At 62.8% G+C, this 24,126-nt stretch carries 21 protein-coding genes; 7 read left to right on the plus strand and 14 right to left on the minus strand.

Annotated features, from left to right (window positions below):
- Positions 1–75 precede the first annotated feature (75 nt).
- Complete coding sequence (locus HB630_RS02785; protein WP_213769905.1) at positions 76–312, plus strand: hypothetical protein; 237 nt, start codon at positions 76–78, stop codon at positions 310–312.
- A gap of 622 nt (positions 313–934) precedes the next feature.
- Positions 935–1,177 (plus strand): hypothetical protein, encoded by a 243-nt coding sequence (locus HB630_RS02790; protein WP_213769907.1) that lies wholly within the window; start codon positions 935–937, stop codon positions 1,175–1,177.
- A gap of 96 nt (positions 1,178–1,273) precedes the next feature.
- On the opposite strand, the gene HB630_RS02795 is transcribed toward HB630_RS02790, so the two are convergent.
- Together HB630_RS02795 and HB630_RS02800 are read right to left on the minus strand one after the other, a co-directional pair.
- Positions 1,274–1,528: a hypothetical protein gene (locus HB630_RS02795; protein ID WP_249780608.1), complete on the minus strand. Its 255-nt coding sequence runs from the start codon at positions 1,526–1,528 to the stop codon at positions 1,274–1,276.
- Positions 1,529–1,614: 86 nt separating this feature from the next.
- Complete coding sequence (locus HB630_RS02800) at positions 1,615–2,052, minus strand: hypothetical protein (protein WP_249780609.1); 438 nt, start codon at positions 2,050–2,052, stop codon at positions 1,615–1,617.
- Between the two features lie 208 nt (positions 2,053–2,260).
- Here HB630_RS02800 and msrA point away from each other — a divergent pair, with 208 nt between their 5' ends.
- Together msrA and HB630_RS02810 are read left to right on the plus strand one after the other, a co-directional pair.
- Positions 2,261–2,773, plus strand: coding sequence for a peptide-methionine (S)-S-oxide reductase MsrA (gene msrA / locus HB630_RS02805; protein ID WP_213769908.1), 513 nt, complete (start codon positions 2,261–2,263; stop codon positions 2,771–2,773).
- A 158-nt stretch (positions 2,774–2,931) separates the two neighbouring features.
- Positions 2,932–4,563, plus strand: a complete 1,632-nt coding sequence (locus tag HB630_RS02810; RefSeq protein WP_213769909.1) for an acetolactate synthase large subunit — start codon at positions 2,932–2,934, stop codon at positions 4,561–4,563.
- Positions 4,564–4,599: 36 nt separating this feature from the next.
- On the opposite strand, the gene HB630_RS02815 is transcribed toward HB630_RS02810, so the two are convergent.
- Positions 4,600–5,604 carry an alpha/beta fold hydrolase gene (locus tag HB630_RS02815; protein WP_249780610.1) on the minus strand — a complete coding sequence of 335 codons (1,005 nt, stop codon included), beginning with the start codon at positions 5,602–5,604 and terminating at the stop codon, positions 4,600–4,602.
- Positions 5,605–5,899: 295 nt separating this feature from the next.
- Between HB630_RS02815 and HB630_RS02820 the strand changes: the two genes are divergently transcribed.
- Complete coding sequence (locus HB630_RS02820) at positions 5,900–6,928, plus strand: class I fructose-bisphosphate aldolase (protein ID WP_213769912.1); 1,029 nt, start codon at positions 5,900–5,902, stop codon at positions 6,926–6,928.
- 7 nt (positions 6,929–6,935) lie between these two features.
- Here HB630_RS02820 and HB630_RS02825 read toward each other — a convergent pair whose 3' ends face one another.
- The 4 genes from HB630_RS02825 to HB630_RS02840 all read right to left on the minus strand — a co-directional run bounded on the left by HB630_RS02825 (position 6,936) and on the right by HB630_RS02840 (position 11,125).
- Positions 6,936–8,276, minus strand: a complete 1,341-nt coding sequence (locus HB630_RS02825) for an amidase (protein WP_213769913.1) — start codon at positions 8,274–8,276, stop codon at positions 6,936–6,938.
- Between the two features lie 196 nt (positions 8,277–8,472).
- Entirely contained in the window at positions 8,473–9,441 is a 969-nt protein-coding gene (locus HB630_RS02830; protein ID WP_213769914.1) for an ABC transporter substrate-binding protein, read from the minus strand.
- A 26-nt stretch (positions 9,442–9,467) separates the two neighbouring features.
- Positions 9,468–10,322: an ABC transporter permease gene (locus tag HB630_RS02835; RefSeq protein ID WP_346656021.1), complete on the minus strand. Its 855-nt coding sequence runs from the start codon at positions 10,320–10,322 to the stop codon at positions 9,468–9,470.
- Positions 10,319–11,125: an ABC transporter ATP-binding protein gene (locus HB630_RS02840; protein ID WP_249780611.1), complete on the minus strand. Its 807-nt coding sequence runs from the start codon at positions 11,123–11,125 to the stop codon at positions 10,319–10,321. Before HB630_RS02840 ends, HB630_RS02835 begins: the two co-directional genes overlap by 4 nt.
- A 337-nt stretch (positions 11,126–11,462) precedes the next feature.
- Between HB630_RS02840 and HB630_RS02845 the strand changes: the two genes are divergently transcribed.
- On the plus strand, positions 11,463–12,512 hold the full coding sequence (locus tag HB630_RS02845) for a trypsin-like peptidase domain-containing protein (RefSeq protein ID WP_213769915.1): 1,050 nt from the start codon (positions 11,463–11,465) through the stop codon (positions 12,510–12,512).
- A 142-nt stretch (positions 12,513–12,654) separates the two neighbouring features.
- On the opposite strand, the gene HB630_RS02850 is transcribed toward HB630_RS02845, so the two are convergent.
- Complete coding sequence (locus HB630_RS02850; protein WP_213770783.1) at positions 12,655–13,038, minus strand: hypothetical protein; 384 nt, start codon at positions 13,036–13,038, stop codon at positions 12,655–12,657.
- Between the two features lie 367 nt (positions 13,039–13,405).
- Here HB630_RS02850 and HB630_RS02855 point away from each other — a divergent pair, with 367 nt between their 5' ends.
- The gene (locus HB630_RS02855) at positions 13,406–13,708 is read left to right on the plus strand and encodes an HU family DNA-binding protein (protein ID WP_249780612.1); all 303 of its coding nucleotides are present in this window, start codon (positions 13,406–13,408) and stop codon (positions 13,706–13,708) included.
- 79 nt (positions 13,709–13,787) lie between these two features.
- On the opposite strand, the gene HB630_RS02860 is transcribed toward HB630_RS02855, so the two are convergent.
- The 6 genes from HB630_RS02860 to HB630_RS02885 form a co-directional block, all read right to left on the minus strand.
- Complete coding sequence (locus HB630_RS02860) at positions 13,788–15,002, minus strand: mandelate racemase/muconate lactonizing enzyme family protein (RefSeq protein ID WP_213769916.1); 1,215 nt, start codon at positions 15,000–15,002, stop codon at positions 13,788–13,790.
- Between the two features lie 32 nt (positions 15,003–15,034).
- Positions 15,035–18,232 carry an efflux RND transporter permease subunit gene (locus tag HB630_RS02865; RefSeq protein WP_213769917.1) on the minus strand — a complete coding sequence of 1,066 codons (3,198 nt, stop codon included), beginning with the start codon at positions 18,230–18,232 and terminating at the stop codon, positions 15,035–15,037.
- 168 nt (positions 18,233–18,400) lie between these two features.
- Positions 18,401–18,811: a hypothetical protein gene (locus HB630_RS02870; RefSeq protein ID WP_213769918.1), complete on the minus strand. Its 411-nt coding sequence runs from the start codon at positions 18,809–18,811 to the stop codon at positions 18,401–18,403.
- Positions 18,799–19,128, minus strand: a complete 330-nt coding sequence (locus HB630_RS02875; protein WP_213769919.1) for a hypothetical protein — start codon at positions 19,126–19,128, stop codon at positions 18,799–18,801. Before HB630_RS02875 ends, HB630_RS02870 begins: the two co-directional genes overlap by 13 nt.
- An 11-nt stretch (positions 19,129–19,139) precedes the next feature.
- Positions 19,140–20,675 carry an efflux transporter outer membrane subunit gene (locus HB630_RS02880; RefSeq protein WP_213769921.1) on the minus strand — a complete coding sequence of 512 codons (1,536 nt, stop codon included), beginning with the start codon at positions 20,673–20,675 and terminating at the stop codon, positions 19,140–19,142.
- Between the two features lie 169 nt (positions 20,676–20,844).
- On the minus strand, positions 20,845–24,120 hold the full coding sequence (locus tag HB630_RS02885) for an efflux RND transporter permease subunit (protein WP_213769923.1): 3,276 nt from the start codon (positions 24,118–24,120) through the stop codon (positions 20,845–20,847).
- Positions 24,121–24,126: the final 6 nt, after the last annotated feature.

Genomic DNA, 24,126 nt, shown 5'->3' on the forward strand with positions numbered 1-24,126 from the left:
TTGTTTCAACGGTCTGTGAGTGTTAGTAATCGGGGAGGCGATATGGTTTCGGGATATTTTTGGGGGAGCAGGTTGATGGTTCGCAGCTTTGGCATCCTGTGTGTGTTTACGGTCGGGTTGATGGCGGGCGCAAGTTCGGCTTTGGCGCTCGGGCCCGTAAATCCACTCCCGTCGTCCAGCGAGACACAGCATGTGTCGTTTTTCGGCCGGCCGTATCCGTTCGGCTATACCGGCTGGGGACGTTGCGTCCGTTACGTCGAGGTTGAGACGCGCTCGGGCCCGCGCCTGCGCCGCGTGCGGGCCTGCCGGTAACGGTCCGGGCATCGCGGTCCAAATCTCTCTGATATTTTTTGCGTCTGTCGTTTCAGCGATTTTCGGTTGAGTGTTTGGATCGCTCGCCCGATGCGGCTTGAACGGCATTGCCACTGATCCATCTCTTCCGGCCAACTATTGGATTTCGCGGCAGGAGAGCGCAGTTATTCATGCGCCACTATGGGTTGAGCGGATTAAAAAAATCCGCTTGGAATTTGGCGAATCTGCCTCCACGATGACAAAAAATAGAAACATAAAAACAAGCTCGGGCTGGAGAACGATGAGGATTGATGGGTACGCTCACATGGGTGTCGTTGGGGATATGGGCCCTGGTTAATTGTCTCGTTGCGGCGCGCCTGGCCTCGCGTAACCCTCGACCTTTCAAGTAAGACATATTCGCATGATTTAGGTTTGCGCTGACGCGTGAACGGCAAAGGGTTGCGGCCAGTTAAAGCTGGAGCAATTTTGGTTCTGATTGAATTAGAACCGCGCGCTGAAATTCTATTTTCTTCACGCGAACCTGAATCCTCTTCGCTCGAAAACGCTGGAGCAGATTTTGGAACCTGCGTCATGGCATCTGCGTTGCTCTATGGTATCTACGTTGCTCTGGCGAGGGCTAACGATGTGCGTATCGAAACTGCTGTTGATCATCGTGGCGACTGTCCCGACATGGCCAGCGGCCGCGTGGGCGCAGGGGACCAAAGATCCTTCCTATCTTGGCCCGACCATGGGGTTTCCGATCCGCCCGCGTGACGAGCCCCCCGGATCGACCGCGACCCCGAACACCTCGCATACCCAGCCGCAGCGGACGATGCGCCTGCATCGGATCCATCGCTACCCGGCCTATCGTGCCCGTATCAAGTAGCGCGGCCGCTTCGCCCGCGACGCCGATTTGGCTGCGGCGCTGATCGGCCCGCGGCTGCGATGGCCCGCGGCTGCTGATTGGCCTGCGGCGCTTGGATCATTGCTTGGTCGGACGTGCAGGCTCCGGGACATTGCCGTTCTTGGCGAAGCAATCGTTGATATAGGCTTGGCGGTCGCCGCTCATCGGCCCCGATCCCGGACGCTTCCAGGGGTAAACGATATAGGCGTAGTGAACGCAGCGCTTGGCCACCTCGACGCTCGGCGCCGCCAGAACAGGCGAGGGCCATAGTAACATCGCGAACACCGTAAGGGTTGCAAGCTTCGCGGTTCGCGATGTGATGGAAAAGCTCATCTCGGCTTGGTTCCGTAACTTTCCGAATCTGATTCGTTCAGTCCTGGGAAGCTGTAGGTCGGCTTGGTTAGAATCCCATTATCGCTCTATCGGTCCGGCAGTTGAATGAAGTCCTCGCTGCTCGGATGTTGGTCGAGCCGTCCGCGGAAAACGAACAGCCCCTTGTCGGTCGCGACGACGTCTCCCGGCTGAAGGCTGTTGTCGTTGAGCGCGCGCTCACTGGCGATGCGCGCCGCATCTTCGGGCCCGGGCGCATAGCGCTCGGGATGCATCCTTCGTTCGAGGGCGACTTCCCTGGCCCGCCGCCTGGCCTCCTGTATCCGGTCCAGCCATTCCTGCCGCGAGATTTCCGGCTGAACGTCTTCCGCGGCGGCCGGGGCTTCGGGCGCATCCTGAGCGGCGCAGGGTCTGGCGACCGGCGCGCACAAGAGAATGCCGGAGACAAGGATGGGATATCCGAAAAGGCCTCTCCGGCCGGTCGGCGTGCCGGTGGAAGACCAATTGAAACGGAGAAATCCAGCCATTCGCATATTCGCTCTTGGAAGACCCGCGCGGCGTGTCCACAGCTAGCGCAATTCCTGCAATTTTCCTATGCCCTCGGGGGTCCGATGCCTCCGGCGCGACTTGCGCGGACTCGATCCACCCCACATTTATGCTACGCTCCCATTCAACCGGGCCGTGACGGAAAGTCCGGCACGAGGCTTGTTTCGCGGCGAATATGGAGAAACACCGATGACGACAAATGCAGAGCGCGCCGTTCTCGCGGGAGGTTGTTTTTGGGGCATGCAGGATCTGATCCGCCGCAGGCCCGGCGTCATCTCGACGCGCGTGGGTTATTCGGGCGGTGACGTCAAGAATGCCACCTATCGCAACCACGGTACCCATGCCGAGGCGATCGAGATCATTTTCGATCCCCGCGTGCTGAACTTCAGGGATTTGCTGGAATTTTTCTTCCAGATCCACGATCCGACCACGCGCAATCGCCAGGGTAACGACATCGGCACCAGCTATCGTTCGGCGATCTTCTTTACCAGCCCCGAGCAGGAGCGGGTCGCGCGCGACACCATTGCCGACGTCGACGCCTCCGGCCTGTGGCCGGGCAAGGTGGCCACCGAGGTCGCTCCGGTCGGCGATTTCTGGGAGGCCGAGCCTGAACATCAGGATTATCTCGAGCATTATCCGGACGGTTACACCTGCCATTTCGTGCGGCCGGGCTGGAAGCTGCCGCGGCGGATGGCCGGTTAGTCTCGTCTCATGGTTTCGTCATCGCGCCGCCGGCCGCAAGGCTGGCGGCGTTTTCATTGCCGCAGGAAGCAACTGACATATCGAACAACGGACATATCGGCGCTGTTGCGATCTTGCTAACATCGTTCACGGCAGGACGACGTTCGAGGAGTTAAGCGATGACGAAGGCTTCTGATCTTTTGGTCCAGGCGCTCGAGAGCGAAGGCGTCGAGTACATCTTCGCGATTCCAGGCGAAGAGAATCTCGATGTCCTGAACTCGCTGCGCAATTCGAAGATCAAGCTCGTGATCACCCGTCACGAACAGGCGGCGGGATTCATGGCGGCGACTTATGGCCGGCTGACCGGCCGCGCCGGGGTGTGCCTGACCACGCTCGGGCCCGGCGCGCTCAATCTGACGACCAGCGCGGCCTATGCGGATCTGGGCGCGATGCCGATGGTGATGATCACGGGACAAAAGGCGATCCACACCAGCCGTCAGGCCAAATTCCAGATCGTCGATATCGTCGCCACCATGCGGCCGCTGACCAAGATGGCGACGCAGATCGTTTCGGCGCAGAGCATTCCGACCCTGGTGCGCGATGCCTTCCGGGTGGCACAGCAGGAACGGCCGGGGCCGGTGCATCTCGAACTGCCGGAGGATGTGGCCTCCGACGAAGCAATCGCTGCGGTCGTGCCTGCGCATCCCGTCGAACTCCCGGTTGCGCCTCCGGCGGCGATCGACCGTGCGGCGGCGATGATCGCCGCCGCGCAACGGCCGCTGGTCATGCTGGGCGCCGCCGCCAGCCGCCCGCAACTCGCCGAGCCGCTGTCGCTGTTCGTGCGCCGTCTCGGGATTCCCTTCTTCAACACGCAAATGGGGAAGGGTGCGGTGAATGCCGGCTCCAACCTCTATATGGGAACGGCGGCGCTGTCGGAACGCGACTGGATCCATGAAGCCGTCGATCAGGCCGATCTCATCATCTCCATCGGCCACGATACGGTCGAAAAGCCACCCTTCATCATGAACGAGAGCGGGCCGCGTGTCGTCCATATCGGGGCGACGCCCGCCACCGTCGAACAGGTGTACTTCCCCGAGGCCGAGATCGTCGGCGATGTCGGCGCCAGCCTGGCTGCGCTTGCGGGCCGGCTGGAGGGCAAGCTGCCCAACGCCCGCGCGCTATTGGGGTTGCGCGAGAAAATCCTCGCCAAGCTCGCGGAACGCTCGACGGAGGATCGCTTTCCGCTGACGCCGCAGCGCATCGTCCATGACGTCCGGGAGGCGATTCCACCGGACGGCATCGTCACGCTCGATAATGGCATGTACAAGATCTGGTTCGCGCGTAACTACCGCACCAGCGTCGCCAACACGCTGCTGCTCGACAACGCGCTGGCGACGATGGGCGCAGGGCTCCCTTCCGCGATCGCCGCCGCACTGATCCATCCCGACAAAAAAGTGCTCGCGGTGTGCGGTGACGGCGGCTTCATGATGAATTCGCAGGAGATGGAGACCGCCGTGCGGCTCGGCGTCAACATCGCCGTGCTCATTCTCGAGGACCATGCTTACGGCATGATCCGCTGGAAACAGCAGGCGGACCATTTTGCGGATTTCGGCCTGAAATTCGGCAATCCCGATTTCGTGGCCTACGCAAAATCCTATGGCGCCAAGGGCTCGCGCGTGGAGTCGGCCAAGGATTTCCTGCCGACGCTGAAGTTGGCGCTGGAGGACAAGGGCGTACATCTCGTCGTCGTTCCCGTCGATTACAGCGAGAACATGCGGGTGCTGGTGGACGAGCTGCCGAAGCAACGTTGACCCCGGTTGCTTCGGCTGTTTCGGTTTTGCCTGCCGCTATTTCAGCGCCAGCGGCTTTTCCTCGTCGAGGAAACCGATCAACTCGTGGAAGAACTGCATCCGGTTTTTTTCCATCATTACCGTATGCGTGCCTTCGCTGAGCTCGATCAGCCGCTTGTAGGGCGTGTTCGTGAGCTGCTTGAAATAATTCTGCGCCAGATAGCTCGGCAGGTCGGCGTCCCATTCGGCGTGCAGGATCAATGTCGGCACGGTGATCTTGCCGGGATCATATTGGGCCTTGCCGGCATTCCAATAATTGACGCTGTCAGAGAAAACGCCGTTCGGCGCGCGCAGCATCGGCGGCGAATGCTTGGCGGCTTCCGGGTCCGTCGCCCAGGTCGCATCGGCCCAGGCCTCGAACACGCCCGGCGGGATCAGCGTGGCCTGCTTGTCCTCCGGCACGCCCTTCAGCCAGCGCGCCTTGGCGGAATCCTTCGAGACCAGCCGGTAGGCGCCGAGCGGCGGAGCGCCGGGATCCACGGGCACGGCCGGCTGCTTGATCCATTGCGGCGCATAGAGCACGAGGCGATCGACTTTCGCATTGTGCTCGCTGGTGTAGAGGCCCGCAATGGAGGTTCCCCACGACCAACCCATCACGTCGATCTTCGAGACACGGCGCTTCTTGAGGATGTAATCGACGGCAACGCCGAGATCGTGCGCGGCGGTTTCGGTCGATGTGACCGGCTTGTTCTTTTCGGGCGGCTCGTTCATCTCCGGCGGCCGGGTCGAGCGGCCGTAACCGCGGACATCGACGAGATAAACATCGAAGCCGCGCCGGGCGAGCAGGTCCATCATCGATACGCCTTCGATCGGCAGGTCGAACGATGTCTCGGCCGGGTAGGTAGCGCCATGCACGAACAGGAGAATGCGGTCGGATGGGAATTTCTGCGTGCCGGCCGGATGCTTGTTGCGGACGAACAATTCGATCCCGGGGTCGCCAGAGGGGATCATGGCATCGCTGCTCTCAAGCTTCGGACCGGCGGCCTGGGCAGGCAGACTCATGAGGAAAGCACTTATGGCGAGACACGCCAAGGTCAGGCGCAACGAAGGGGCGGGCATACTCGAAACTCCCTGAAATTTTCTTGTAACCGCCTGATGACGGCGACGGCCGTTATGGCTGCCGGCGAAAAAGCTAGCCGATGCGGACCGGTTTATCGAGCGCAAATGTTCCCGCGGATCCGCTCCGCCTGGACGTTGCCCGGCTTGAGCGGGCGGGCGGCATTGCATATCCTGCGTGCAACGGATTGGCCCCTGAACCGTTCTTGATTTCAGCACAATCACAGTCTGGGAGACAGCGATGAACCTTTCCGAGCTCAACAAGGTGGCTCAGGCTGTGGTTACGCCGGGCAAGGGCCTTCTGGCCGCCGACGAATCCACCGGCACCATCAAGAAACGGTTCGACGCGATCAAGGTGGAATCCACCGAGGAGAGCCGGCGCGATTATCGCGAAATGCTGTTCCGTTCCGGGGATGCGATGTCGAAATGCATCTCGGGCGTCATCCTCTATGACGAGACCATCTGGCAGAAGGCCAAGGACGGCGCGCCGCTGGTCAAGCTGATCGAGCAGGCGGGCTCGATCCCCGGCATCAAGGTCGACGAAGGCACCCAGCCGCTGCCCGGCTGCCCCGGCGAACTCGTCACCGTTGGCCTCGACAAGCTCGCTTCGCGCTTGGCGGACTATTACAAGCAGGGCGCGCGGTTCGCGAAATGGCGCGCGGTGATCGATATCGGCAAGGACATTCCGAGCATGACCGCGATCCACGTCAACGCCCATGCGCTGGCGCGCTATGCGGCGCTGTGCCAGGACGCCCAGATCGTGCCGATCGTCGAGCCGGAAGTGCTGATGGACGGCGATCACGATATCGACCGCTGCTACGATGTCACCCGGCGCGTGCTCAACAAGGTGTTTCAGGAATTGCGGATCCAGCGGGTCGCGCTCGAAGGCATGATCCTGAAGCCCAATATGGTGATTTCGGGCAGGAAATGCCCGAAGCAGGCGCCGGTTCAGGAAGTCGCCGAGAAGACCATCCGGCTGCTGAAGGAATGTGTGCCGGCGGCGGTGCCGGGTATCGCGTTTCTGTCAGGGGGCCAGGACGACGAGGAAGCCACTGCCCATCTCGACGCCATGAACCGGATCGGCGGCCTGCCATGGAAACTGACCTTTTCCTACGGCCGCGCGCTGCAGGCGGCGCCGCAAAAGGCATGGGCGGGCAAGCCGGAGAACGTGCCCGCCGGGCAGCAGGCCTTCAGCCACCGCGCGCTGATGAATTCGCTCGCCAGCAGAGGCGAGTGGAAGGCCGAACTCGAGACCAAGAAGGCGGCGTAGCGGTCGCTTATTGCACCGGCGCGAGGCCAGGATTGAACGCCAGCGCGCCTTCGATCCATTTGGCGGCGCACAGCGTTCGCAGGTCTTCGCGATAGGGGCCGACCACCTGGACGCCCAACGGGAGGCCGTTCCTGCCGAAGCCCGCGGGCAGCGACAGCGCGGGCACGCCGAGCAGGGTCCAGGGCGCGCAATATTCGGCGTCGCCGGTATAGTCCAGCCCGAGCGGCGCCTCGCCGAACGCCGGCAGCGTCAGCACGGCGTCATAGCCGGATATGTCCGTGGCGAAGGCCTGACGCCATTTCTCCTGCCACGCTTTGGCGGCCAGGTAATCGGTCGCCGACCTGGCGTTGCCGCTCTCGACCAGCGACTTCAGATGATCGCTGGTGCGGTCGGGATAGCGCGCCACAAGACCGGCGAAGATTGCGGCGCCTTCGGCGGCGAGAATGGTGTTCACGGTGTCCCAATTGGCGCGGTCGATCTCGGCGAGTTCGAGCTCCTCGACGATGGCGCCGGATCCGCGCAGCGTCGCGATAGCGGTGTCGAATAGCTTCTGCTGCTCTGTTTCGGCCTTCGACCATTTGGCGAAGCGGACGACGGCAAGCCGCGGCCGCTCCAGCGCTGCCAAGCCCTGATCGATATCGACGGTAAAGCCTGGAAGCGGCCGGCCGTGCGGGTCGCGGTCGCTGGTGCCGGCGAGCAGCGACAGCGCCAATGCCACGTCGTCGACGCGGCGGGCAAAGAAGCCGACATGATCGAGCGATGGGCTCAAATGATGCACGCCGATGCGCGGGATCGCGCCGAAGCTCGGCTTAAAGCCGACCACGCCATTGAATGCGGCCGGGCGGATCACCGAGCCCAGCGTCTGCGTGCCGAGCGCCAGCGGGACCAATCCGGCGGCGACCGACGCCGCCGATCCCGACGACGATCCGCCCGGCGTATGCCGGCTGTTCCACGGATTGACCGTCGGTCCCGGATGCCGCCAGGCGAATTCGGTCGACACCGTCTTGCCGAAGATCGTGGCGCCGAGATTGCGCAGCCGCTCGACCACCCAGGCGTCCGCCGCAGGGACATGATCCCGGTAGACCGGCGAGCCGTTGGTGGTCGGCATGTCCGAGGTCGCGATGATGTCCTTGATCGCGACCGGAATGCCGGACAGCGGGCCCGGCCGCCGCGTGACATCCCTGGGAAGATATTCGAACGCCTTCAGCGCGGGCTCGACGGCCTTTGCCTTTTCCAGGCAGGCGGCGGCATATTGGTCCGCGGCTGCCTGATCGTTCCTGAACAGGCGGAGAAGTTCGAGGACTCCCGCGCCGGATGGAAGGGCGGAGCGTGTGGTCGGATCGATCATGTCGGCGATTCCCGAAGCAGAACTCTTAAACCGTTTTCGAGCGAACGGGACACCGGTTCGCGTAACGAAAAAAGCGTCAAAACAAAATATTAGAGCCCGATCCTCATTCAACCAGAACCGGGCGCTAAATCAATGGATCAGGGACAGGGCGCGCGCAGACCGGCGGTCTGCATGTCGGCTTGTTGCCGGCCTTCCGCTATTTCATCGCCACTGCCGGATCGATGAAGGTCTTGACCACGAAGGCCTTGTAGTCCGGCTGGGCGGAGAGATTGCTGAGCGCGATCTGGGTATCCATCGCCACCTTCAGCGCGTCCGCCGATATGTCCACGCTCGGCGGATAGACGCCCTCGGCGAGCATGCGCTTGACGGCGGATTCCACCACGGCCGGGTCCAGCGTCGGGAATTCCTTCTTGGCGATCTCGACGGTCTTGTCCTGGTTCTTGGCCATGAAGCGCACCGCCATCTCCATGCCGTTGACGACCCGCTGAGCGATATCGGGATCGACATCTTTGCGTGCGGTCACGGCCGAGAAGGCGTAGGCGCCGTACAGTTTCGGAAATCCGAGCACGACCTTCATGCCCTTGGCTGCGACCTGGTCCAGCCCGGGCTCATACATCACGGCGATATCAGCCTGCTTGGCCATGAATGGGCCGGGCTCGGAGCCGAGCGCGACCTGGATCATATCGACGTCGGTCTTGGGGTCCATGCCGTTTTCCTTCAAGAGCTTCATGAACAGCGAGGTGCTGGTGGTCGGCATCAGGCCGGTGACGACCTTCTGGCCCTTGATGTCCTTGATGCTGTCGAACTTGAAGTCCGGCGAGGTCGCGATCCATACCGCGGCGCCGTTGACGACATTGGCGATGATATCGACCGGCGCGCCCTTCGACGCCGCGATCGCGGTCCATTCCGGCCCGTGAATCGAGAATTGCGCGCTTCCGGAGATCACGGCGGACAGCGCCACCGTCGGGGCGCCGGCGGTCTCCTTGGTGAGGTCGAGGCCCTGCTGGGTGAAGAAGCCCTCGTCGATCGCGACATAGAGCGGCAGATACAGCATCGACTGGAATGCCTGCGACAGCACCGCCTTCTTGTTCTCGGCGAGGGCCGGGGTGGCGAGCAGGATCGAAACAAGGGCTGCGGCGCGGGCAATGCGCGTGAGCAACGGCATCTGACGTCTCCGTATGTACATATGAATTAAACCTGAACCTGATGGGTGGCGCTGGCCTGCTTCCAGGGAAGGCTGGTGCGCTCGATGGTATCGATGACGTAATAGAGGACGAAGCCCATGATCATCAGCGTGAACAGGCCGACCCATACGGTGTTGAGATCGTAGAGGCTGGACGCGGTGTAGATCAGGTGGCCGAGCCCGCGCTGCGAGGAGATGAATTCGCCGACCACGGCGCCGACCAGGCCGAAGCCGATATTGATCCGGAAGGTTGCGATGATCGACGGCAGGGTCGAAGGCACCACCGCCTTGAAGAATACCTGGTGCTTGTCCGCGCCCATCGAGATCAACAGCGATTGCAGGTCGATGTCGGCGTCCTTGGCCGCCTGATAGGCCGCGATCAGCGCGACGATCGCGGTCAGCGACACCGACAGCGCCACTTTCGACACCAGGCCGGTGCCGAACCACAGCACCACGATCGGCGCCAGCGCGATCTTCGGCACGCTGTTGATGGCGACGATGAACGGCTCCACCAGCCGTGCCACGAATACCGAGTACCAGAGCGCCAGCCCCAGCAGCGACCCGACGATGGTGCCGATGACGAAACCGAGGATGGCCTCGAACAGCGTGTACCAGGTGTCGGACAACAGATCGCCGCTGGTGATCATCCTGAAGCCGTCGGCAAAGATCCCGGCCGGCGAGCCGACCAGGAAGGCGGAAATCCATCCCATCCGCACGCCGATCTCCCACAGCGCGAAGAAGGCGATCACGGCCAGCGCTTGCAGCGCGGTACGGCCGAGCGCGGTGTCGAAATTGGCGCGGCGGCGCGTCGCGCGCGGCCGCCGTTTCGGCAGGGGAGTTGCGCCGGGCATGGTCAGGGTCACGCGGTTTTCTCGGTCTGGATGTCGAGTTCGGCGCAGAGCGCGTGGAAATAGCCCGAGAAGCGGTTGTCGCTGCGCGCCGCGATCGGGGAGGAGGCGGTGATATCGATGTCGTGGACGACCTTGACCCGCGCGGGCCGGCCGCTGAGTACGACGACGCGTTTCGACAGCGCCACCGCCTCGTCGATATCGTGCGTCACCAGGATCACGGTCTTGTGGTAGGTCTCGACCGCGTCCTTGAGTATGCCTTCGAGATAAAGCCGGGTCTGGTAGTCCAGTGCCGAGAACGGCTCGTCGAGCAGCAGGATATCCGGGTCCATGATCAGGGTGCGGATCAGTGCCACACGCTGCCGCATCCCGCCGGAGAGCGTCTTCGGATAGGCGTTCTCGAAGCCGGCCAGACCGAACTGCTTGAGATATTCCCGCGCCTTGCCTTCCGCCTCGGTGCGGTCGACGCCGCGGGTCTCGAGCCCCAGCAGCACGTTGCCGAGCACGGTGCGCCAGGGAAACAGCAGGTCCTTCTGCATCATGTAGCCGACGCGGCCGCGCAGGCTGTCGATCTCCTCGCCGAGATAGTGCATGGCGCCGGAATCGGGCTCGATCAGGCCGGCGATGATGTTGAAGATCGTGGTCTTGCCACAGCCGCTCGGCCCGATGATGCTGACGAAATCGCGGGCGTGGATGTCGAAGGACAGGTCGTCGAGCACGGGGACCTCGCCGGCCTTGCCGTGGAAGGACTTCCGCACGTTTCGAACGCTCAACTGGACCGGGCTTGTCTGCATCGTTACGGCCAACGCAACTTGCATGCCACACGCCAGCGGGCGAAAAGCCATGCCGCCGCCGCCCCAAAGGCGGTCTGCGCCGGGCGAAAAAGCGCGTAGCGCCAAGGCCATGCGCAAAAACTATCCAGCGCGCCCCGAATTTATGCACGACAGAAAGATGATAACGGCGCCGTGAACGAACGCGCCGTCGCGCTCCGTTTGGGCAGCAGAGCCGGCCGGGTCCAAGCTGCATTGGCCTGCGCAAGCTGCATTTTCCCCGCCCATCAGATCACAGCCTCGCGCCGGGCCGGGACGGGACGCCGGCGGCCTCTTGCGATGGTGAAATCTGGCCACCATTTGATGGCGCCAGAGGACTTTCACCATGTTGGATTTTACCCGAGACACCATCGACGACTTCTCATCATCAAGCCCGCCGGAACCCGTTTCCGGGGCGACCGCTTTCAATGCCGCGCCGGCCAACGACCAGGCGCTGTTGGACGCCTATTCCAACGCCGTCATCGACGTCACCGATCGCATCGGGCCTGCCGTCGTGCGCGTCGAGACCGGGCCGAAAACGCCGCAGGCGCGCGAGCGCGGCGGGCTTGGTTCCGGCATCGTCATCTCGCCGGATGGGCTGGTGCTGACCAACAGCCACGTCGTCGGCGGTTCCAAGCAGATCAGGCTGCGCGACCATGAGGGCGTCGTCACCGATGCCCGCGTGCTCGGCGTCGATCCCGATACTGATCTGGCGCTGCTGCGCGCCGACGGCGCGCGCGACCTGCATTATGCCTCGCTCGGCAATTCCAAGAGCCTGCGGCGCGGCCAGCTCGTGGTCGCGATCGGCAATCCTTTGGGCTTTGAATCGACCGTCACCGCCGGCGTGATCTCGGCGCTCGGCCGCTCGATCCGCTCGGCCAACGGCCGCACCATCGAGGATGTGATCCAGACCGACGCCGCGCTCAACCCCGGCAATTCCGGCGGCCCGCTGGTGTCGTCGGCAGCCGAGGTGATCGGCATCAACACCGCGATCATCAGCGGTGCGCAGGGCATCTGCTTTGCGGTTGCGAGCAACACCGCGCAATTCGTGCTGTCGGAGATCATCCGCCACGGCTATGTGCGGCGCGCCTATATCGGCGTATCCGGCCAGAGCGCGCCGATCCCGCGGCGGCATGCGTTGCTTGCCGGCGTCGAAAACAAGATGGGCGCGCTCTTGATGCAGATCGAGCCCGACGGTCCCGCGGCGCAGGCCGGCCTGTTGCCGGGCGACGTCGTGATCCGTCTCGACGATGTCGAGATCAACGGCGTCGACGATCTGATCCGCACGCTCGATCGCGACCGCATCGATCGCAAGCTCAAGATGGATGTGCTGCGGCTCGGTCGTCTGCGCGAGATCGACATTCATCCGATCGAACGCAAGCCGGCGGCGCGTTAGGTTCGGTGTAATCGCCGCACTTTGATCCACGCACAAAAAGGCGGCCCGATCGGCCGCCTTTTCTTTTGTGTTTTGCTGAAGCTGCGATTCTGAATCAGAACCGAACCTCGATCCGCTTCGCTCGAAAACGCCATCAAGCCGATTATTGGCAAAGATGCCGGCGGCCGTCTTCGCCGCGGAACCAGGTGCCGGGCTGACAGACAAAGTCGCCATTGCCGTAATAGGGCGCGGGCGCATAACTGTCGTCGTAATCGTAGGCGTAGGAATCGCCATAGTCGGGATAATAACCGCCGTAATAGCCAAGGCCGCCGATCGCTGCGCCCGCCGCTAGGCCAGCCGCGATACCGGCGCCACGACGGAATCCGCCGCCATGAAAGCCGCCACCATGGAATCCGCCGCCGGCGAAATGCGCGCCGCCGCCCATGTGTCCACCGCCGCCGTGCCCACCACCACGGGCCATTGCAGGTGAAGCCGCTGCAAGCGCAACAACGAGTGCGGCAGCGCTGATTATCCTGAATCTCGTCATGACTGTTTCTCCCAATTTCTATGAGGAGGAAACGAACCGTGAGTGCCGATGTTCCTGACGTGAACGCGTTGTAATGCGGCGGTCGGTGCGGCATGGCTATGCCGGCCGGCGCGAATTGCCGGCTTCGGATAGCCCTGCCGGGGGGCGGTCATTTTCACCGCTGCACGGGCGATTTTGGGCTTAAAACTAGCTAAATTCGCGCAACCCCTATAAATAAAGGGGGCGGCGGCGCTGCGAATCGTTTACCGGTTCGGCCGGCGAGGGTGGCTATGCCACCAACAAAGCTGTGAAGATCGCCGGATATGCGGTTTTTACAGGGTTTTTCCAAATAGTGTCGCATAATGCGAATCAACCTACAGGAGACAAAATGGCTGCCGTGCAGATGACCAAATCGCAGTTGATCGAAAAGATCTCTGTGGAGACCGAAGTAGCGAAGAAGGACGTCAAGGGCGTGCTGGAGACGCTGGCGACCGTTGGCTACAAGGAGCTCAAGAAGAACGGCATCTTCCTGGTTCCGGGATTTGCCAAGTTCGTCGTCATCAAGAAGCCCGCCACCAAGGCGCGGCAGGGCACCAATCCCTTCACCGGAGAGCCGATGACCTTCAAGGCCAAGCCGGCCCGCAAGATCGTCCGGGCTCGCCCGGTCAAGGCCGCGAAGGACTCGGTCTAAATGTAAAAGGCCCCTCGCGGGGCCTTTTGCTTGTTGGGGCGAATGCCGGGGTCTACGGCCGGAGTGCTTTTCGTGGCGGTCAGGCTTTCCGGCCGTAATTCAATAATCCGCCTTTGCCCTTCGGTGGATGGGCGCGCAGCCCTTCCTCATTGGGCTCGGTGCCCCAGCCGGGCCGGTCGGGCATGATCAGATAGCCGTCTATGATCTCGGGCAGATGGGTGAACAGCTCATGATCCCAGGCCAGACGGTCGATATCCGTTTCCATGATCCGCAGATTCGGCACCGCCGCGCTGAAATGCGCGTTCATCATGGTGCAGAGGTGGCCGTAGAAATTATGTGGGGCGACGTTGACCTCGCAGGCTTCCGCGGCTGCGGCAATCTTCATGGATTGCCACACCCCATTCCACGGCGTGTCGATGATCGCGACGTCCGTCGCCTGTTCGCGGAAGTAGGGCAGGAATTCGCGCAAACCCGTCAAGGTTTCGCAGGACGAGATCGGGTGCGGGCTTTGCCGCCTGATATAGCCGAGCGCCAGGGGATCGAAGGTGTCGATCTCGATCCAGAACATGTCGAGGTCGGCGATCTCGCGCAGGATTTTCAGATAGCCTTCGGTCTTGGCATTGAAATTGAGGTCGAGCAGGATGTCGATATCGGGCCCGGCGCCGTCGCGGATCGCCTCGAGATGCATGCGTAGGTCGCGCAACACCTTGCGGTCGACATTGATCTCGGGTTCGAACGGCGAGCCGAATCCCGGCCGCCAGCCCTGCGGCTTGCCGTCGTCATAGGTGAAGATGTTGGTCTTGAGCGCCGTGAACTTCTTTTCTCGGACCTCGTTTCCGATCGCCTTGACGCCGTAGAGATCGGTGATCGCGGGCTTGTACCAGTTCGGATGATTGATGCGCCAGGTGGCGCAATGCGACCAGTAGACCCGGATGCGGTCGCGAATCTTGCCGCCGAGCAATTCATAGCAGGGGACGCCGAGCATCTTGCCCTTGATGTCGAGCAGCGCGTTTTCGATCGCCCCCAGCGCCTGTGCGATGACGCCGCCGGCGCTGGGACGGGTCGCGGCGAACAGCTCTGCATAAATCCGCTCATGCTGGAGTGCGTTCTGTCCGACCACGCGGGCCGAAAGCCGCTCGATCGCCGAACTCAGGCCGGGAGAGCCGAAGCCTTCATCGAATTCGCTCCAGCCGATCACACCGTCTTCGGTGGTGATCTTCACAAAATGATAGTTGCGCCAGCCAGCGTCGCACGCGAGCGTCTCCACGCTCCGCACCTTCGATATCCCAGGCATGATGTTTCCCCTGCGATTTTATTGTTTTGTCGTTACTCGGCAGCTTCAGCGCGATGCTCGTCGAGCGGCACAACCTCCGCCGAAGCCAGATTCCGCTTCCCATGCACCATGCTGAACACAACGGGGACAAACATCAAGGTCGCAATCGTCGAAAACATCAGGCCGCCAATGACGGCGCGGCCGAGCGGGGCATTCTGTTCACCGCCTTCGCCCAGGCCCAGCGCCATCGGCAGCATGCCGATGATCATGGCGAGCGCCGTCATCATGACGGGGCGGATGCGGACGAAACCGGCTTCCAGCGCGGCGGCGATGGGATCGCCCAGTTCCGCATAGCGCTCTCGGGCAAAGCTGATCACCAGCACGCTGTTGGCTGTGGCGACGCCCATGCACATGATCGCCCCGGTCAGGGCCGGCACCGACAGCGTGGTCTGGGTCGTGAACAGCATCCAGACGATGCCGGCGAGCGCCGCCGGCAGCGCCGTGATGATCACGAAGGGGTCGGACCACGACTGGAAGTTCACCACGATCAGGAGATAGATCAGCACCACCGCGCCGAGCAGTCCGAACAGCAGGCCGGAGAACGAACTCTCCATGGTCTGGACCTGGCCGACCAGCGCCACCGAACTGCCCTTCGGCAATTCGTTGGCGGTTTCGGCGACCACCTTGCGGAGGTCCGCCGCCACCGAACCGAGGTCGCGTCCCTGCGGGGTGGCGTAGACCTGCACCATGGACTGGATGTCGTATTGCGACACGACGGCGTTCGAAGTCGTCCGGGTGATGTCCGCGATGCCACCGAGGATCACCGGCGTCTCCGTCCCCGCGGCGGTCATCGGCAAGGTCTCAAGCGCGCTCAGCGTGTCCAGCTGATATTGCGGCGTCTGCATCACGATCGAATAGGACACGCCGTTGGTGGGATCGAGATAATAGGTCGGCGCGACCTGGGAACTGCCGGCCAGATTGACCACCATGCTGTTGGCGACATCGCGCTCGGTCAGGCCGACATATTGGGCGCGGGTGCGGTCGACGTCGACATTGAAGCTTGGACTTCGCGCCGATTGCTGGATGCGGGCGTCGGCGACGCCGGGAATATGGCGGATCCTGGTGAGCAACTTGCCGGCATAGGCGTAATTGCCGTTGAGATTGAAGCCGCGGATTTCGAGATCGATCGGCGCCGGGGCGCCGAAATTGAGAATCTGGTTGACGATATCGGCCGGCAGGAAGGCGAAGACGACACCGGGAAATCGCGCCGGCAGCGCTTGCCGCAGCGCCTTGACGTAACCTTCGGTCGGCGCATGGCCTTCTTTCAGCTTGATCTGGATATCGCCGTCCTGCGGCCCGATCACGCCGGTGTTGTTATAGGTCATGTTGATGCCGCTGATCGGCATGCCGATATTGTCGGCCATGGTCTCGATCTCGTCGGACGGGATCACCGTGCGAATGGCTTTCTGGATATCGGCGAACTGATTTGCAGCGTCTTCGACGCGGGTGCCGACCTGGGTTCGCACATGCATCAGGATCTGGCCGGCATCGACCGAGGGGAAGAAGTTGCGGCCGAGATACGGCACCAGCAGGAACGACAGCGCGATAAAGCAGACGAAGCCGATCACGAAGGTCGGCCGATGCTTCAGCGCCAGCGCCAGCAGGTCGTGATAGCTGGCGCGGAGCCGTTCGAAACCGGCTTCGAAACCGCGCTGGAGCCGCACCAGCGGGTTGCGCGAGCGCGGCGGTCCGTCGTGGCCATGATCCTCATGCGGGTGCAGCAGATATTTCGCCATCGTCGGCACCAGCGTGCGCGACAGGATGAACGACCAGACCATCGCGAACATGACGGCTTCCGCCATCGGCACGAACAAAAAGCGTGCGATGCCGGAGAGGAAGAACATCGGTATGAACACGATGCAGATGCAGAGCAGCGAGACGAAGGCCGGCACCACGATCTGGTTGGCGCCGTCCAGGATCGCCTGCTCGACCTGCTTGCCCTGTTCGAGATGGTAATTGATATTCTCGATCGTCACGGTCGCTTCGTCGACGAGAATGCCGACCGCAAGCGCGAGCCCGCCGAGCGTCATGATGTTGAGCGTCTCGCCGATCATCGACAGCATGATGATGGAGCCGAGCACGGCGAGCGGGATCGAGGTGGCGATGATGATGGTCGAGCGCCAGCTGCCAAGGAACAGCAGGATCATGACGCTGGTCAGCAACGCGGCGATGATGCCTTCGCGGGCGACGCCGGTGATCGCGCCGCGCACGAATACCGACTGATCGCCGATGAAGCTGATCTTGAGCGCGTCCGGCAGCGACGATTTGAATTGCGCGACCTTCTGCTTGATGCCGGCGATGATATCCAGCGTCGAGACCGAACCCGCTTTCAGCACCATCATCAGAACCGAGCGGTTGCCGTCGACGTGTACGATATTGGTCTGCGGCGGATAGCCGTCGCGGATGGTGGCGACGTCGCGTACATAGACCATGGCGCCGTTGACGGTCTTGATCGGCAGATCGCCGAGTTCCTGGATCTTCAGCGGCGAGTTGTTGAGCTGGACAGTGTATTCGAACAGGCCGATCTTCTCGGTGCCGACCGGCGTGATCAGGTTCTGCGCGGCCAGCGTGTTGGCGACGTCCTGGCCTGATAGTCCCAGCGCCTGCAGAGCGGTCGGGTTGAGATCGATCTGGATCTGCCGCTGCTTGCCTCCGTAGGGGTAGGGGATTGCGGCGCCGGGAACCGTGACGAGCGGCGTGCGCAGCTGGTTGACGCCGATGTCGGCGAGGTTCTGTTCGGTGAGGCCTTCGCCGGACAGCGCGAGCTGCACGATCGGCACCGTGGAGGCGTTGTAGTTCAGGATCAGCGGCGGGGTCGCGCCCGGCGGCAATTGCTTGAGCAGCGTCTGCGAGATCGCCGTGACCTGGGCGTTGGCGGTCCGGATATCGACATTGGGCTGGAAGAAGATCTTGACGATGCCGATGCCGTTATAGGAATTCGCGACGATATGCTCGATGTCGTTGACCGTGGTGGTCAAGGTGCGCTCGAACGGCGTGGTGATGCGTCCCGACATCTGGTCCGGCGGCAAGCCGGTATATTGCCAGACCACGCCGATCACGGGAATCCGGATTTCCGGGAAGATGTCGGTCGGCGTGCGCAGCGCGGCCAGCGGCCCGATCATCAGAATGAGCAGTGCAAGCACGACAAACGTGTACGGTCGGCTCAGGGCAATTCTGACAATGCCATTCATTCGTGCGCTTCTCGGTCAATCGCGAAACAGCGGTTGCGCTGCAAAACTCACGCCGGGAGTTTCTGACATCGCCCGAGAAGGTTTTCCAATCACTAAGTTCTCATTCAATCCGTGAACGGCATTACTTTTTTGTAATATTGATCCGTCAAAAAGCGAATTTGCCGAATCTTATTCTCTGCAGCGATACCAGACGCCGTCATCGCCCTGGAAATAGCCGGGCCTGGGATTGTGTGAACGATAATATCGCTGGGTGCAATAGATCGGGCCGAAATGCGACCCGCCCGACGGCGTGAACCCGATGATTCCAGCCGCCCCGAGCCAGGCGAGGCCGGGATGGGCGGCGAAATCGCCGGGAAAAACGCCATTGGCCTGAAAGTCCCTGACGTCGTCGCGGTTGTCATAATACCAGGCGGTCGGAGGCGTATCCCGCCGCAGGAAGGGTTCGTGCGCGCGCTGCGCCCACGCCGGCGCCGCGCCGGCGGACGCGAGAATGGTCAGGGCTGCCGTTAAAATCGTCAGCCTGAAAATCGTCAGTCTGCCGATGCTGATGCGGTTGGGCCGTGTCATCAGTTGCAACATGGCCGGTTCGCTCCCCAATCGCCTTTCCAGCCGTCGAGCTTGCCGCGCCGGAACTGAAGATAAAGTCCGTCCCGCCGGTCCGATAGAGCGCTGCCCTTCACGTTGGGCAAAGCGAGGTACATTTCATCGCCGGGACGGCCGCGGACATAGATCAGTTGCGTGCCCAGCGCTTGCGAAGCCTGATCCGCGGTCATGCCGAAGCTCAGCGGCGTGCTGTTGGCGAGCTGCGCCTGCGCAGGCGAAAGCGCCGCGCCTGTCATCGTGGCCGTCAAGACCACAGCGCCCAAAATCGCTGCGCCAAAGATTGTCGTCCGCATGACGAAGCCCCTTATGGTTTCGGTTGCGTTTCCGGTTGCAGCGAGGCCAGCTTGCCGTCCGGCGTCCATCCGCCACCGAGCGCCTGGAACAGGCTGCTGGCGGCGAGCAGCTTGGTCAAGCGCACCTGAGCCAGCGTATTCTCGGCGGTGAGCAGGGTCTGTTGGGTCTGCAGCACCGTGATGAGGTTGACGGTGCCGGCGCGCAATTGCGTTTCCGAGACGTCGAAAGCCTGCTGCGAGTTTCTCACGGCTTCGATCTGCAGCCGCTCCTGCCGCGTGGTTTGCGCGAGCGCGACCAGTGCTTTCTCGACATCGGCGAAGGCCGACAGCACCGCCTTGCGATAGGCTTGCAGGTTCTGCAACTGTACGCCCTTGGCCTGCTTCAATTCGCTCTCGAGCAGGAAGCCGTCGAAGATCGGCTGAGTCAGCCCCGCGGACAGCGTATAGAACCAGGCACCCGGACCGAACAGCGAGGCCAGCGCCGCGCTTTGCACGCCGGTCGTCGTGGTCAACTGGATCTGCGGAAAGAAGGCGGCGCGCGCCGATTCGACGCTGAAATTGGAAGCCGCGAGTTGCGCCTCGGCCTGCCGCACATCCGGCCGCTGATAGAGCAGCTCGGAGGGCAGGCCGGGCGTCACGCGCGGAACGACGATCGAGGTCAGCGCTCCGCCCTTGACGTTGAAATTCGCCGGAGCGCGCGCCACCAAAAGCGCCAGCGCGAAGATATTCTGCCTCAAGGTGACTTCGAGCGGCGGGATCGCCGCGCGCTCGGTCGAGACCAGCGCCTCCTGCTGCGAGACGTCGAGCTGCGAGGCGGTGCCGCCGTTGAACTGCTGCCTGATCAGCGTCATGATGCGTTCGGCGGCGGCGAGGTTGCGGCGCGCGACGTTCAACTGGTCCTGTGCCGCCAGAACCTGGAAGTAGGTGTTGGCGACGGTCACGATCGTCGTCAGCGTCACGACCTCGCGGTTATAGCGGGCCACCGTCGCGCTTTCTTCCGCAGAGTAAAGCGTCGCGCGGTTCTTGCCCCAGAAGTCGATGATGTAGCTCGCGGTGAGGCCGGTATTGAACTGCGAGAAGGTGGAGGCGCCGTTGCCGCTGCTGATTCCGCTTCCGAAACCGCTGTTGTTGCTGCCGCCAGTCTGCGATCCGAAATGTTCGCGCTCGGCCGTCGCGGTGCCCGACACCGATGGCAACAGCGGCGCGCCCGAGACGCCGACCGCCGCGTCGGCCTGGATCACCTGGGCGACGGCCGCCGCGATGTCGAGGTTGAAGATCTGAGCCTCTTCCATCAGCGAGGTCAGCTCGGCGGATCGGAAGCCGCGCCACCAATCCAGCGCCGGGACGGCGGCGTCCGGGGCGTGCGACGAGGCTTCGCGATAGGCGGCGGGGACCTCGAGATTAAGCTCGGGCCGCTCGCTGCCGAGGATGCATCCGGACAAGCCCGGCGCGAGCAGGAGCATGGCAAGGGCCGAGGCGGCACGCGCCTTGCCGCGCAGCCGCGAGCCGGGCGCCGGTCCTGCCGGCAGGGCGCGTGACTTCGGCATAACGTTAGTCATAGTCCACCGGCTCAAGCTGCGACTTCAATGGCGTTCCGCGCGTCCTGCGTCCAACTGCACTGCGTCCGTGCCTCCGCCACAATGAAAAGGCCCCGGTTCCGACATCGCACAGGGGTCGCTCAAGCGCTAGGTCCGTCATGGAAGCTGCTGTTGACATCTATTCGCCTGGTTGCAATCCGGTCACAGGCGCCGGGCCGCCGCCGGTAAGCCGTTGGGCCCAGAACCGGAAGCGGTCCATGTACAGATAGACGACCGGCGTCGAATACAGCGTCAGGACTTGGCTCAGGATCAGGCCGCCGACGATCGCGATGCCGAGCGGTTGCCGCAATTCGCCGCCTTCGCCCATGCCGATGGCAAGCGGCAGCGCGCCGAGCAGGGCCGCCATCGTCGTCATCATGATCGGCCTGAAGCGCAGCACGCAGGCTTCGTAGATCGCATCGAAGGAACTAAGCCCGCGATGGCGTTCGGCCTCGAGCGCGAAATCGATCATCATGATCGCGTTTTTCTTGACGATGCCGATCAGCAGGATGACGCCGATCAGGGCCATGATGCTGAATTCGGTCCGGAAGGCCATCAAGGCCAGCAGGGCGCCGACGCCGGCGGACGGCAAGGTGGAGAGAATCGTCAGCGGATGCACGTAGCTCTCATAGAGCACGCCGAGCACGATGTAGATGGTGACCAGCGCCGCCAGGACCAGGTACGGCTGATTGGAAAGCGAATCCTGGAAGGTCTTCGCCGTGCCCTGGAAGGTTCCGCGGATGGTGGCGGGCACGCCGATCCGGTTCGTGGCGGCTTCGATGGTGGAGACTGCGTCGCTGAGCGACACGCCTGGCGCCAGATTGAATGAAATGGTGTTGGCGACCAGAAGGCCCTGGTGATTGACCGCGAGTGGGGTCGAGCCCTGGGTAAATTTCGCCACCGCTTCAAGCGGAATCATGGTCTCCTGGTTGGTGGAGACCGCCGCTCCGGTGGAGGCCACGCCTTTGCCGGTGGCGCCGATCGAGTTGGTGGCGAGGTTGCGCGCGGCCTGCGCATTGGCGGAATTGGCCGACACGCCGGGGGCGACGATGGTTCCTGCGACCGCGTTGGAGGCTTGCGAGCCGCCGACCGAGCCGCCGGAGGTAGAGACATAGACGTCCTTCAGCGTCTCCGGATTTTGCCAGAACCGCGGCGCGACCTCCATGATCACGTGATACTGGTTGCGGGCGACATAAATGGTCGAAACCTGGCGCTGCCCGAAGGCGTCATAGAGCGTGTTGTCGATCTGGCTGACGGTGATCCCCAGCCTTGCGGCCTGGTCGCGGTCGATCACCAGATCGGTTTCAAGGCCCCTGTTTTGCTGGTCGCTGTTGACGTCGGTCAGCTTCGGCTCGCGTTGCAACGCGGCCATGATCTTCGGCGACCACTCGTTCAGTTCCTCCAGGGTGGTGCCTTGCAGGGTGTATTGATATTGCGCATTGCTGGCGCGGCCACCGATGCGGATGTCCTGCACCGCCTGCAGGAACAGCGTTGCGCCCGGAATAACCGCCATCTTGCGCCGCAGCCGGTTGATGACGCCGTCTGCCGAAATCCCACGTTCCGAGAGCGGAAGCAGCGAGACGAAGACAAAGCCGGAATTGGTCTGGCCGCCGCCGGTGAATCCGACCGCGGTTTCGACGGCGGGATCCTGTTTGATGATCGAAACGAACTGCGCGAGCTTCTGCTGCATCAGTTGAAACGAGATGCTTTGATCGGCCTGAATCGCGCCGGTCAACCGTCCGGTATCCTGCTGCGGGAATAAGCCCTTGGGGATGACGATGTAGAGATAGGCCGTGAGCCCGATGACGACGGCGAGTGTCATTATCATCGTCGCCGGGTGCCTGAGCGTCGAGGTCAGCGAGCGGCGATAGACGTTCAGCATCCCCTCGAAGAAGCGTTCGCTGGCGTGATACAGCCGTCCGTGCTCCTGTTCGCTCTCGCTGCGCAGCAGCACGGCGCACATCATCGGCGTGGTTGCGAGCGAAATCGCCAGCGAAATCAGAATCGCGATCGAGATCGTGATGGCGAATTCGCGGAACAGGCGGCCGACGATGCCGCCCATCAGCAGGATCGGGATGAAGACGGCGATCAGCGAAATGCTCATCGACAGCACGGTGAAGCCGACTTCACTGGCGCCCTTCAGTGCGGCTTCCAGCGGCGACAGCCCATTCTCGATATAGCGGGTAATATTTTCCAGCACGACGATGGCGTCGTCGACGACGAAGCCGGTCGCCACCGTCAGCGCCATCAGCGACAGATTGTCGAGGCTGTAGCCTATCAGATACATCGCCGCGAAGGTCGCGACCAGCGAAACCGACACCGCTACGACCGGGATGAAGGTCGCACGCAGGTTCCGCAGGAATGCGAACACCACGACGATCACCAGCAGCACCGCGATCACCAACGTGCGTTCGACGTCATGCAGCGAGGTGCGGATGGTGGTTGAACGGTCGACGGCCAGTCCCACTTCGATCGCGGGCGAAATCGAAGCCTGCAATTGCGGCATCAGCGCCTTGACCCGGTCCACGGTGCTGATGATGTTGGCGTTGGGCTGGCGGTAGAGGATGATCAGGACCGCCGGCTTGCCGTTGGCGAGGCCGGAATTGCGCAGGTTTTCGACGCCGTCGGTGACGTCGCCGACATCGGAAAGATGCACCGCCGAGCCGTTGCGGTAGGCGACGATCAGCGATTGGTAGTCGGCGGCCTTGTTGGCCTGGTCGTTGGAGTAAACTTGGTAGCGCTGATCGCCGACGTCGATGCCGCCCTTCGGGCTGTGGGCATTGGCGCTCGAAAGCGCCGCCCGCACGTCCTCGAGCCCGATGCCGTATTTGTACAGCGCCTGCGGGATGAGATCGACGCGCACGGCGGGCAGCGAACTGCCGCTGACCCCGACCTCGCCGATGCCCTCGACCTGCGACAGCTTCTGCGCCAGCACGGTCGAGGCGGCGTCGTAGAGATCGCCGCGCGTCATCGTGTCCGACGTCAGGGTCAGGATCAGGATCGGGGCGTCGGCCGGATTGACCTTGCGGTAGGTCGGGTTGGACCGCAGGCTGGTCGGCAGGTCGGCGCGGGCGGCGTTGATCGCGGCCTGCACATCGCGCGCGGCGCCGTCGATGTCGCGGTTCAGCCCGAATTGCAGGGTGATGCGCACCGATCCCACCGCCGAGGAGGAGGTCATTTCGGTGACGTCGGCGATCTGCCCGAGATGGCGCTCAAGCGGGCTGGCGACGGTGGTCGCGACATCCTGCGGACTCGCGCCGGGCAGGGTCGCCTGCACCGAGATGGTCGGGAAATCGACCTGCGGCAGCGGCGAGACCGGCAGCTTGAAGAACGCGACCACACCCGCCGCCGCAAGTCCGAAGGTCAGCAGCGTGGTTGCGACCGGCCGGCGAATGAAGGGGGTTGACGGGCCCATGGTTCG

It is taken from the genome of Bradyrhizobium sp. dw_78, assembly GCF_018449525.1.
GTDB lineage: Bacteria > Pseudomonadota > Alphaproteobacteria > Rhizobiales > Xanthobacteraceae > Bradyrhizobium.

Excerpts from the sequence above, each read along its gene's own strand:
- HB630_RS02785 (WP_213769905.1), top strand. The coding sequence starts at position 76 with ATGGTTCGCAGCTTTGGCATCCTGTGTGTGTTTACGGTCGGGTTGATG.
- HB630_RS02790 (WP_213769907.1), top strand. The coding sequence starts at position 935 with ATGTGCGTATCGAAACTGCTGTTGATCATCGTGGCGACTGTCCCGACA.
- HB630_RS02795 (WP_249780608.1), bottom strand. The coding sequence starts at position 1,528 with ATGAGCTTTTCCATCACATCGCGAACCGCGAAGCTTGCAACCCTTACG.
- HB630_RS02800 (WP_249780609.1), bottom strand. The coding sequence starts at position 2,052 with ATGGCTGGATTTCTCCGTTTCAATTGGTCTTCCACCGGCACGCCGACC.
- msrA (WP_213769908.1), top strand. The coding sequence starts at position 2,261 with ATGACGACAAATGCAGAGCGCGCCGTTCTCGCGGGAGGTTGTTTTTGG.
- HB630_RS02810 (WP_213769909.1), top strand. The coding sequence starts at position 2,932 with ATGACGAAGGCTTCTGATCTTTTGGTCCAGGCGCTCGAGAGCGAAGGC.
- HB630_RS02815 (WP_249780610.1), bottom strand. The coding sequence starts at position 5,604 with ATGAGTCTGCCTGCCCAGGCCGCCGGTCCGAAGCTTGAGAGCAGCGAT.
- HB630_RS02820 (WP_213769912.1), top strand. The coding sequence starts at position 5,900 with ATGAACCTTTCCGAGCTCAACAAGGTGGCTCAGGCTGTGGTTACGCCG.
- HB630_RS02825 (WP_213769913.1), bottom strand. The coding sequence starts at position 8,276 with ATGATCGATCCGACCACACGCTCCGCCCTTCCATCCGGCGCGGGAGTC.
- HB630_RS02830 (WP_213769914.1), bottom strand. The coding sequence starts at position 9,441 with ATGCCGTTGCTCACGCGCATTGCCCGCGCCGCAGCCCTTGTTTCGATC.
- HB630_RS02840 (WP_249780611.1), bottom strand. The coding sequence starts at position 11,125 with ATGCAAGTTGCGTTGGCCGTAACGATGCAGACAAGCCCGGTCCAGTTG.
- HB630_RS02845 (WP_213769915.1), top strand. The coding sequence starts at position 11,463 with ATGTTGGATTTTACCCGAGACACCATCGACGACTTCTCATCATCAAGC.
- HB630_RS02850 (WP_213770783.1), bottom strand. The coding sequence starts at position 13,038 with ATGACGAGATTCAGGATAATCAGCGCTGCCGCACTCGTTGTTGCGCTT.
- HB630_RS02855 (WP_249780612.1), top strand. The coding sequence starts at position 13,406 with ATGGCTGCCGTGCAGATGACCAAATCGCAGTTGATCGAAAAGATCTCT.
- HB630_RS02860 (WP_213769916.1), bottom strand. The coding sequence starts at position 15,002 with ATGCCTGGGATATCGAAGGTGCGGAGCGTGGAGACGCTCGCGTGCGAC.
- HB630_RS02865 (WP_213769917.1), bottom strand. The coding sequence starts at position 18,232 with ATGAATGGCATTGTCAGAATTGCCCTGAGCCGACCGTACACGTTTGTC.
- HB630_RS02870 (WP_213769918.1), bottom strand. The coding sequence starts at position 18,811 with ATGTTGCAACTGATGACACGGCCCAACCGCATCAGCATCGGCAGACTG.
- HB630_RS02875 (WP_213769919.1), bottom strand. The coding sequence starts at position 19,128 with ATGCGGACGACAATCTTTGGCGCAGCGATTTTGGGCGCTGTGGTCTTG.
- HB630_RS02880 (WP_213769921.1), bottom strand. The coding sequence starts at position 20,675 with ATGCCGAAGTCACGCGCCCTGCCGGCAGGACCGGCGCCCGGCTCGCGG.
- HB630_RS02885 (WP_213769923.1), bottom strand. The coding sequence starts at position 24,120 with ATGGGCCCGTCAACCCCCTTCATTCGCCGGCCGGTCGCAACCACGCTG.